Source organism: Enterobacter sp. LM3 (assembly GCF_046622475.1).
Classification (GTDB): domain Bacteria; phylum Pseudomonadota; class Gammaproteobacteria; order Enterobacterales; family Enterobacteriaceae; genus Enterobacter; species Enterobacter cloacae_P.
Genome location: NZ_JBJURN010000033.1, coordinates 2144 through 10348, shown reverse-complemented (window position 1 = coordinate 10348; position 8205 = coordinate 2144). Strand labels below are relative to the sequence as shown.

The window sequence follows — 8205 nt, the reverse complement described above, 5'->3', positions numbered from 1 at the left end:
CTTAGCATGGCTTTCTGAGGCTTTCGTGTAGTCGCCAGTTTTTGCACTTAATTATTTGATATTAAAGGTTAAGTTTTTCTGGCGCTTTCACTGGATTTTCCTCGTTTTCTGTGCGTTGCAATCACCTCTGTATTGCAACTTGTATTGCTTTTTGGGGGGTAAAATGGCGAGCGAGAACAAACTGAGCGACAAGGCGCTTAAGGGGTATCTGGGAAAATCCAGAGAAAAGCAGATCACTGTAGCGGATGGGAAGGGCCTTTCCGTTCGTGTGAGTAAGAAGGGGGCTGTGAGTTTTGTTTTCTTCTACAGGTTAGCTGGTGGCCTTACAGCCCCGGTCTGGTTAACGCTAGGTAAGTATCCGGATATGTCGCTAAAACAAGCCAGGGAGAAGCGGGATGAGTGCCGGGCGTGGCTTGCAGAGAAACGAGATCCACGCATACAGATAAAGATTCAATCTGAGGAGCGTCTTAGGCCGGTTACAGTTCAGGACGCTCTTTGTTACTGGTACGAAAATTACTGCAAGGTTCATCGTAAAACCCATGCTGTAACTCTGGGGCGATTTCGTAAACACGTTTTTCCCTTTATCGGGCATCTGCCTGTGAACGACACACACCTCTATGAATGGCTGGACTGTTTTGACCGGATTAAACGTAATGCGCCCGTTATGGCGGCGTATGTATTTTCTGACACAAAACTGGCACTTCGTTTTTGCCGGGTTCGCCAGTACGCAACCTGCGATGCACTAAAGGACTTGCGCATGACCGATGTTGGCCAGGCGGCAGGTAAGCGTGATCGTGTTCTTAATGAGGCCGAGTTAGGGCAGCTATGGAAAGCTATCTTTGTTGAGCCTGATATCAAGTTGATGTCCGAATACGCCAGGAAAATGTTTGTTCTGTGCACGGTTTTCGGATGCCGCATGAGTGAGGCCCGGTTATCAGAATGGAAGGAATGGGATCGAAAAAACTGGGTATGGTCCGTTCCAAAAGAGCATTCAAAAACTGGAGTGGAAATTGTAAGGGCAGTACCCGAAGTTCTGAGGCAGTGGATAACGGACGTCTACGAGGAAACAAAGCATACCGGCTATGTGCTGGGTAGTCTTCGTATCAGGGAAAGCGTAAGCAAAATTGGTGGAAAAATTGGTAAGCGGCTGGGCCACGAAAAACAATGGTCTCTACATGACCTCAGAAGAACGCTTTCAACACACCTTAGCGATTTGGGCGTTGAGTTTCATGTCGTGGAACAGCTGTTAGGCCATGCGTTACCAGGTGTGGCTGGTATTTATAACCGAAGTAAATTTATGGCTAAGAAACTGGATGCATTGGAACTCTGGACTACATACCTCAATAGCATCTCAAGTGTTGAGTCAAAAGTGACAATCCTCAAACAAAAGGCTGGTTAACATGAAAAAAATGGCAGTTGTTGATAAAAAGGGTCTCGAGTACATTCCTAATATCGACCGTATGATCCGTGAGAAGGAGTGTCGGGAACTGACTACTCTTGCGAACAGTACGCGCTGGAAGCTGGAGAAGGAAGGTAAGTTTCCCAAGCGTATAAAAATTGGTGCTACAGCTGTGGCGTATCGACTTTCAGAGGTTCAAGCTTGGATACGTGGCGAGTGGCGGACTTAAATGTGGAACTAGAATGGTGAAAAGAAATGGTAGCTAGGAAGAAAGTAAGCACACAACAAAATAGTGTGTGTGAATTGATCATATCTAGGGAAGATATGAAAAATAAAATCCAAGAAAGAATCCAAAAAGGTTTGTCACTGTATCAAAGAAGTATCAATAATAGCTCTGACTTGGATGATTTTGATGCTGAATATAGGAAGTGGAGTGATTTTAATGCTGAGTTATTGAAGAGAAGTTTCACGAACGAAGATTTTAAAGCGGAATATGATGGTAATGGTTACATTGGCGCTTTTTTGATGGATCCATCTTTAGGTCAGCAAATCAATGATTCAAAAGATAGATTGCAAAATAAGATAAGGAAATTGGAGTCTATAATGGAGCGTCTGGAGTTAATTACCATTTCGTCTTCCATTGTGGACGAAGTAACTACAACCAAATCAACGTCTGCAGTAAAAACCAAAAAGGTTTTCATTGTTCATGGGCGAGATGAAATATCAAAAACTAACCTGGAGGTTTTTCTTAGGGAAATCGGGATGGAGCCTATCGTTCTTCATAGGCAAGCTGATGTTGGGCAGACAGTGATTGAAAAGTTTGAAGCAAATAGTGATGTGGGCTTCGCATTTATTCTTCTCACCCCTGATGAGATTGCTTATTTATCTCCGGAAGACTCTTTACCCGATGATGAGAGGCAAAAGGAATTACGTGCAAGACCAAACGTAATGTTTGAGTTTGGTTATTTCGTAGGGAAACTAGGTCGTTCTAAGGTATGTTGTCTATATACGGGGGATGTAGTGATTCCAAGTGATCTGAATGGTCTTATTTATAAAAAGTACACCTCATCTATTGAAGAGGTGGCGTATAGCATCATGAAAGATTTACGAGCTACTGGTTACGCAGTTTAGTTCATTCGTTGAACATAAGAAGTATACAATGATATGGAGCCATAGAAAATAAATGGCTCTATATGAAATATTATGCGTTAAATTTTCACTTCGAATCCGCGTTGTAACAATTCTTTGCGAATAATCCTTTTAATCCAAGCGGCTAAAGATTCGTCTCCATCTGCTTGCTGTGCCTGCTCCATTAATTCTCTCAACTCAGGATCTAAGCGAAACTGGAAAGGAGGATTTCCACGTCTTTCATTTTTGTGTGTTGACACGTCAATTACACCCGATGTAATGTGTTAATGTGTAATGACACATTACATACATGTTAGGAAAAAAGCAACGCCTCGAAGTGCGGGAACACGTTCGAGGCGTCTAACCAAACCGTTAACTGGAGTAACGACTATGGCTGGAACACAGCATACCCAAACTCACCCCAAATTTACATGGCTATTCCTTGGCACTCCCAATGGCCACGTCTGCGCACCCGTAGTTCTGCGCACCGTCGCCGATACCGAAGATACTGCCCGTGCTGCGTTCTGCGGCTGGAAGTTAACCTTTGCCGCAAAAATCCGAACTGAAAGCCCGCTTTCAGTGTCGTTTATGTACCCCGAAAACCAAATCCTTTGGAGCATTCTGGGTAGCGATCCTTACAGCGCGGATACCGTGCCAACGGAGGTGCGTCATGCATAAGTCCGACTTACCCGCAGATTACGAGATTCGCGTACTGCTGACGGTTAAAAACGGTCAGGTTACAGAGCGCCGTCTTCGTCCGAATGAAATCGTGGCCACACCGGAAGGTTTTATCCAGGCAGTTCGTCAGGCTGCTGATGCATACGGTTTAACTGCTACCGACAAGGAATAAATTTCATGGTGAAAAAATTATATCGGGCTCAGCCTGAGGGCATCGCTCAACCAAAAATCGAGCTGAACAGCCGCTGGAAAGATTCTCGCGGGGAAAAAATTACTGTCACAGGCGTAACGGATAGCCGTATTACGTATGTCCGGGATGGATATTCCCATGAGTGTGTTTTTTCTGAGTACCGGTTCCGAAATGAATTTATTTTCCTTCCTGTGGAAAGCCGGGAGTGGCAGGAGGCCGTAAAAGAAAACGGGCGTAAAAAAATCGCTGCTCTGCGCTCTTCTCTGCCGCTGAGTGTTGGATCTGACGGATGGGATAAGGGGCTGAAATGAAAAACGCACCGAACCTGAAACACCTGCCAAAGGAAAAATTCACAGAGGCCGTTATTTTTGCAGGTGCTGATGCATATGCCCACGCCAGGGGATGGGAAGAGGGGTTGGGTAAGCAAATTGCCGAAGATACCACTCCGCCTATCTATCTGGGGCCAAAGCAGCTGGCAGAACTGGATAACCTGCAAATTATCGATAAAGGTCGCCGAAGCGCCCGTGTGTATCTGGCCGGGAACATTGAGCCGATACTGATTAACGTCATTGGTGAGAAGCTGGCGCGGGCGGGGGTGCAGGATGCCAAATTGTATAAGGGCATTCCGGATCGCCAGCCAGAGGACTGGCATGATTATCTGGAGAGGATCAGGACGGATAGTGTTGTTGTCGATCTCCCGGTCACGAAACGCGAACCTGCCCATAGCGGAGTAGCACCGGCATTGAATCAGATGGGGGCCAGCCAGCGCGGAGAAGTGTTACTGGCTCATTATGACGGTGATCTGGCAATCCATGCCGATTCGGACACGGTGCACCACTATAACGGGGTGATCTGGAATCCTCTCCCGGACAAAGAGCTACAGCGCGAAATGGCACAGATTTACATTGATGCCGAGGTGGCCTATTCGCAGAACGCCGTCAAATCTGCGGTGGAAACCATGAAACTGAGCCTTCCGGTTATGGGCGTGACAGCCCGAAATCTGATTGGCTTTAGTAATGGGGTATTTGATACCAGAACGGGGCAATTCAGGCAGCACAGCAAAACCGACTGGTTGCTGATAGCCAGTGAGCTACCGTTCAGTCCACCAGCCGAAGGGGAAACGCTGGCCAGCCACGCGCCGAACTTCTGGAAGTGGCTCCGCCGCTCCGTGGCCAGTAATGACCGTAAGACAGATCGTGTGCTTGCTGCGTTGTTTATGGTGCTGGCGAACAGGTACGACTGGCAATTATTCCTGGAGGTAACGGGGCCGGGTGGTAGCGGTAAAAGCGTGATGGCGGAGATCTGCACCATGCTGGCGGGTAAGGCTAATACGGTGTCGGCCAGCATGAAGGCGCTGGAGGATGCAAGGGACAGGGCGCTGGTGGTGGGTTACTCGCTGATCATTATGCCGGATATGACTCGTTACGCTGGAGACGGTGCCGGGATAAAGGCCATTACTGGCGGTGATAAGGTTTCTATCGACCCCAAACACAAAGCACCGTATTCAACCCGGATACAGGCTGTTGTGCTGGCCGTCAATAACAACGCTATGACATTCAGCGACCGTAGCGGGGGCATTTCGCGGCGACGGGTGATATTCAACTTCTCGGAGGTAGTACCGGAAAACGAGCGAGACTCGATGTTGGCAGAGAAAATAGAAGGGGAACTGGCTGTAGTTATCCGTCATCTACTTACACGTTTTACAGACCAGGACGAAGCCAGACGGCTATTGTATGAACAGCAGAAATCAGAAGAGGCTCTGGCGATCAAACGCGAAGGTGATTCGCTGGTGGACTTCTGCGGCTACCTGATGGCGTCGGTAGTGTGTGACGGGATGTTTATCGGTAATGCCGAGATAGTGCCATTCAGCCCGCGCAAGTACCTATATCACGCTTACCTGGCATATATGCGAGCTAATGGATTGAATAAGCCTGTCTCATTGATGCGGTTCGGTACGGATATGCCTGGCGCGATGGCGGAGTATGGCAAGGAATACCAGAAGAGAAAAACAAAGCATGGCATACGTTCCAACGTAACCCTGCATGATGATTCTGGTGACTGGATGCCATCATGTGCTTCTATTACTGAGAAGGATGAATCAGAGTAAAGTTATAGATAAAGTGTTCACCAGTATTCACTATGTTAAAAAGTTCATGAATAACAGTGCGTTGAGAGGTGAACACTTTTTTGTTAAGTATTCACCAAGTGTTCACCTATTCACCTTTTGGTTGTTTATTGCTCTAAATGGTGAAGGGTAGGGTGAACACTAGTGAATACCTTAAACATGAGTGTTCACCATCTAACCTACTGAATTAAATGCCGAAAAGTTGTAGAGTGAACAGGTGAACACTTAAAGACTAATTTTTTATTTTTATAGCAAGGATACTTCAATGAAAGAACTACTTGAGAACTATACGCGTGTTGCGCAAGCAAGCTCCGGAGCTTTTGCTCTCAGTTTGATGGAGTCATTAGTTTTGGTGATCTTTTCTAGAAAACTTTATTCAGGCCATCTTGTTGGAATTGATCTGGTATATGTATGGTTTCTTCTCGGACTAACTACTATTGCACTTGTATTTTCGGTATGTAGTATCTGGCAAACAATTGAAAATGAAACCAGCAACATAAAAACTAAAGCTGTGATGATTTTTCTGTATTTTCCTGTTTACTTTGGGGTGATTTTCTCAGGGTTGATTACTGGTGGGATTATTTTGAAATACTGAGAGTGTAAAAAAACGGGCCGTACTCAGGCCCGCTTTGGCAATTACAGAGGTTTTATATACAGTGTTATTCGGAGGAAATAACGGCATTGACGATAACAGATATATTGAACTCTGAAACCATGCCAGACTAACTTTATACATTATTGCACTTCATTGCATACCATTGCATACATCCAATACCACTTTTACAGTGATAGCATTATCCCTGCAACTAACTCTATTCGAAATTTTACTGAGGTAATATATGTCAGGTTTATATTCGCCAGCGGCACTTGTCCGGGTTGTAAGTGCCGAGGATATCCAGAAACAACTAAAAACCCTTTTCACTGATTTATTTTTTACCCGCGCAGTAACGTTCGAAAGTCGCGATATCATCCTGGACACCATCGATGACCCAAACATCCCAATCGCTGCATTCTGTTCGCCAATGGTGGGCAGTAAGGTAGCGCGAGACGAGGGGTACGAATCGAAATCCATCCGGCCGGGGTACATGAAACCCAAAAGCAGCATTGATCCGAATAAACTGGCAGTTCGTCCGGCTGGTGTAACCCCAGAGCAATACAGCACGCTCGATGCCCGCAATATCAAAATCAAACAGGCCATTCTGAAGCAATCCATTGCTATCCGGGCGCGTATTGAATGGCTTGCTGTTCAGGCGGTTACGACCGGGAAAAATATCATTGAGGGAGAAGGGATCGAACGCTATGAACTGGACTGGAATATCAAAACACAGAACATGATCACTCAGGCTGGTGGCGCTGCCTGGTCAGGTAAAGATAAATCGACATTTGATCCAAATGACGATATTGAAACTTACTCAGAACTGAGTGAAGGGGTTACTAATATCATCATCATGGGCGGGAACGTCTGGAGAAAATACCGCTCATTCAAAGCGATTAAGGATTTACTCGATACACGCCGCGGCTCTAATGCACAGCTTGAAACAGCACTGAAAGACCTGGGTGATTCAGTGAGCTTTAAGGGCTATATGGGCGACGTTGCTATCGTCGTATACAGCGGTCGCTATACCGACGAAGACGGCACAGAAAAATATTTCCTTGATCCTGATTTGATGGTGCTGGGTAACACTGCCCTGCAGGGCATTGTAGCTTATGGTGGAATTCAGGATCCGGAACTCATCCGTATGGGCATTACCAAAGCAGAGCTTGCACCCAAGAATTATATCGTACCTGGTGACCCGGCTATTGAATATGTCCAGACGCATTCCGCGCCGCAACCAATCCCGGCCCGCATTAACCGTTTCGTCACCGTTCGTGTGGCTTAAGGAACATTCATGACTGCGAATTACATTGAGCTGGTGGCCGGCACTGAAACGCTGGTATCTACGCTGGGTATCTTTGCTGGTGGGAAAGGCGTAATCCCGGCGCTGACACCACTGATGCAGGATGCAACTACTGGTGTTCTGGTTGTATGGGATGGAGCTAAAGCAGGGCAAGCTGTTTATGTGTCGTGCTTCAGCGTCGATACTGCAAGCCAGACACAGGCGCAGGTCTACAAGGCTGGTGTGCTGAATGTAGATGCACTCAACTGGCCGGAAGAGGTTACGGCTCTCTCAGCAAAGATTGCCGCCTTTGTTGGTTCTGGTATTTCTGTTCAACCTCTGGCGTTTGTGTAAGGAGATAGCGATGCAAGTTAAAGACAATAGCCTGATGGCAACCGCCGATGCTCTCTATCCGGATCCGGTAGTGAACGAGCTGCAAGAGCTTGCAGACAAAATGAACGTAAGTGAGCGCCTGGTTGATATGAATCAGGTGATAGAACTCACCACGCTAAGCCGCCGTACATTGCTCAATCTCGAAGCTCGAGGTGAGTTTCCGGTTCGTGTACAGGTCACTGAAGGGCGTAAGGCATGGTATTTGAGCGAGGTTATCGAGTGGATCAATAACATTCCTCGCATCTCTGAGACATGTCAGGTTCCTGTGCCAGTTAAACCAGATGCATCACTATGCCTCAAGGCTGAACGAATTCGCCGACAGGCCCAGGACGGCAAAAGTAAGCTGATCGGATAGGTGAGTGAGCCCGATTGACCCGGCGAAAGTGCGCGGGTCCTTTCGGGCAGTTTGGCTTAC

At 46.8% G+C, this 8205-nt stretch carries 12 protein-coding genes; 11 read left to right on the top strand and 1 reads right to left on the bottom strand.

Features of this window, described 5'->3' with window-relative positions:
- The first annotated feature begins 163 nt into the window (after positions 1–163).
- From ACJ9N4_RS20550 to ACJ9N4_RS20540, 3 genes are all read left to right on the top strand, one after another.
- Positions 164–1399: a tyrosine-type recombinase/integrase gene (locus tag ACJ9N4_RS20550; protein ID WP_411500761.1), complete on the top strand. Its 1236-nt coding sequence runs from the start codon at positions 164–166 to the stop codon at positions 1397–1399.
- 1 nt (position 1400) lies between these two features.
- Complete coding sequence (locus tag ACJ9N4_RS20545; RefSeq protein WP_411500760.1) at positions 1401–1628, top strand: helix-turn-helix transcriptional regulator; 228 nt, start codon at positions 1401–1403, stop codon at positions 1626–1628.
- A gap of 95 nt (positions 1629–1723) precedes the next feature.
- Complete coding sequence (locus tag ACJ9N4_RS20540; protein WP_411500759.1) at positions 1724–2530, top strand: TIR domain-containing protein; 807 nt, start codon at positions 1724–1726, stop codon at positions 2528–2530.
- A 77-nt stretch (positions 2531–2607) separates the two neighbouring features.
- Here ACJ9N4_RS20540 and ACJ9N4_RS20535 read toward each other — a convergent pair whose 3' ends face one another.
- Positions 2608–2787, bottom strand: coding sequence for a hypothetical protein (locus ACJ9N4_RS20535; protein ID WP_411500758.1), 180 nt, complete (start codon positions 2785–2787; stop codon positions 2608–2610).
- A 130-nt stretch (positions 2788–2917) separates the two neighbouring features.
- Between ACJ9N4_RS20535 and ACJ9N4_RS20530 the strand changes: the two genes are divergently transcribed.
- From ACJ9N4_RS20530 to ACJ9N4_RS20495, 8 genes are all read left to right on the top strand, one after another.
- Positions 2918–3205: a host cell division inhibitor Icd-like protein gene (locus ACJ9N4_RS20530; protein WP_411500757.1), complete on the top strand. Its 288-nt coding sequence runs from the start codon at positions 2918–2920 to the stop codon at positions 3203–3205.
- Positions 3198–3377: a hypothetical protein gene (locus ACJ9N4_RS20525; protein ID WP_411500756.1), complete on the top strand. Its 180-nt coding sequence runs from the start codon at positions 3198–3200 to the stop codon at positions 3375–3377. The genes ACJ9N4_RS20530 and ACJ9N4_RS20525 overlap by 8 nt, the downstream gene beginning before the upstream one ends.
- Positions 3378–3382: 5 nt before the next feature.
- Entirely contained in the window at positions 3383–3706 is a 324-nt protein-coding gene (locus ACJ9N4_RS20520) for a DUF4222 domain-containing protein (protein WP_411500755.1), read from the top strand.
- A complete protein-coding gene (locus tag ACJ9N4_RS20515) occupies positions 3703–5502 on the top strand; it encodes a primase-like DNA-binding domain-containing protein (protein ID WP_411500754.1) in 1800 nt (599 codons plus the stop codon). Before ACJ9N4_RS20520 ends, ACJ9N4_RS20515 begins: the two co-directional genes overlap by 4 nt.
- A gap of 283 nt (positions 5503–5785) precedes the next feature.
- Positions 5786–6115: a hypothetical protein gene (locus ACJ9N4_RS20510; protein ID WP_411500753.1), complete on the top strand. Its 330-nt coding sequence runs from the start codon at positions 5786–5788 to the stop codon at positions 6113–6115.
- Between the two features lie 244 nt (positions 6116–6359).
- Positions 6360–7400 carry a major capsid protein gene (locus ACJ9N4_RS20505; protein ID WP_411500752.1) on the top strand — a complete coding sequence of 347 codons (1041 nt, stop codon included), beginning with the start codon at positions 6360–6362 and terminating at the stop codon, positions 7398–7400.
- A gap of 9 nt (positions 7401–7409) precedes the next feature.
- Positions 7410–7751, top strand: coding sequence for a head decoration protein (locus ACJ9N4_RS20500; protein WP_411500751.1), 342 nt, complete (start codon positions 7410–7412; stop codon positions 7749–7751).
- A 10-nt stretch (positions 7752–7761) separates the two neighbouring features.
- Positions 7762–8145, top strand: a complete 384-nt coding sequence (locus ACJ9N4_RS20495; protein WP_411500750.1) for a helix-turn-helix transcriptional regulator — start codon at positions 7762–7764, stop codon at positions 8143–8145.
- Positions 8146–8205 lie beyond the last annotated feature (60 nt).

What these genes read in the sequence shown, in the direction of transcription:
- ACJ9N4_RS20520 (WP_411500755.1), top strand. Translation starts at nt 3,383, where the DNA reads ATGGTGAAAAAATTATATCGGGCTCAGCCTGAGGGCATCGCTCAACCA.
- ACJ9N4_RS20515 (WP_411500754.1), top strand. Translation starts at nt 3,703, where the DNA reads ATGAAAAACGCACCGAACCTGAAACACCTGCCAAAGGAAAAATTCACA.
- ACJ9N4_RS20530 (WP_411500757.1), top strand. Translation starts at nt 2,918, where the DNA reads ATGGCTGGAACACAGCATACCCAAACTCACCCCAAATTTACATGGCTA.
- ACJ9N4_RS20495 (WP_411500750.1), top strand. Translation starts at nt 7,762, where the DNA reads ATGCAAGTTAAAGACAATAGCCTGATGGCAACCGCCGATGCTCTCTAT.
- ACJ9N4_RS20500 (WP_411500751.1), top strand. Translation starts at nt 7,410, where the DNA reads ATGACTGCGAATTACATTGAGCTGGTGGCCGGCACTGAAACGCTGGTA.
- ACJ9N4_RS20510 (WP_411500753.1), top strand. Translation starts at nt 5,786, where the DNA reads ATGAAAGAACTACTTGAGAACTATACGCGTGTTGCGCAAGCAAGCTCC.
- ACJ9N4_RS20545 (WP_411500760.1), top strand. Translation starts at nt 1,401, where the DNA reads ATGAAAAAAATGGCAGTTGTTGATAAAAAGGGTCTCGAGTACATTCCT.
- ACJ9N4_RS20505 (WP_411500752.1), top strand. Translation starts at nt 6,360, where the DNA reads ATGTCAGGTTTATATTCGCCAGCGGCACTTGTCCGGGTTGTAAGTGCC.
- ACJ9N4_RS20525 (WP_411500756.1), top strand. Translation starts at nt 3,198, where the DNA reads ATGCATAAGTCCGACTTACCCGCAGATTACGAGATTCGCGTACTGCTG.
- ACJ9N4_RS20540 (WP_411500759.1), top strand. Translation starts at nt 1,724, where the DNA reads ATGAAAAATAAAATCCAAGAAAGAATCCAAAAAGGTTTGTCACTGTAT.
- ACJ9N4_RS20550 (WP_411500761.1), top strand. Translation starts at nt 164, where the DNA reads ATGGCGAGCGAGAACAAACTGAGCGACAAGGCGCTTAAGGGGTATCTG.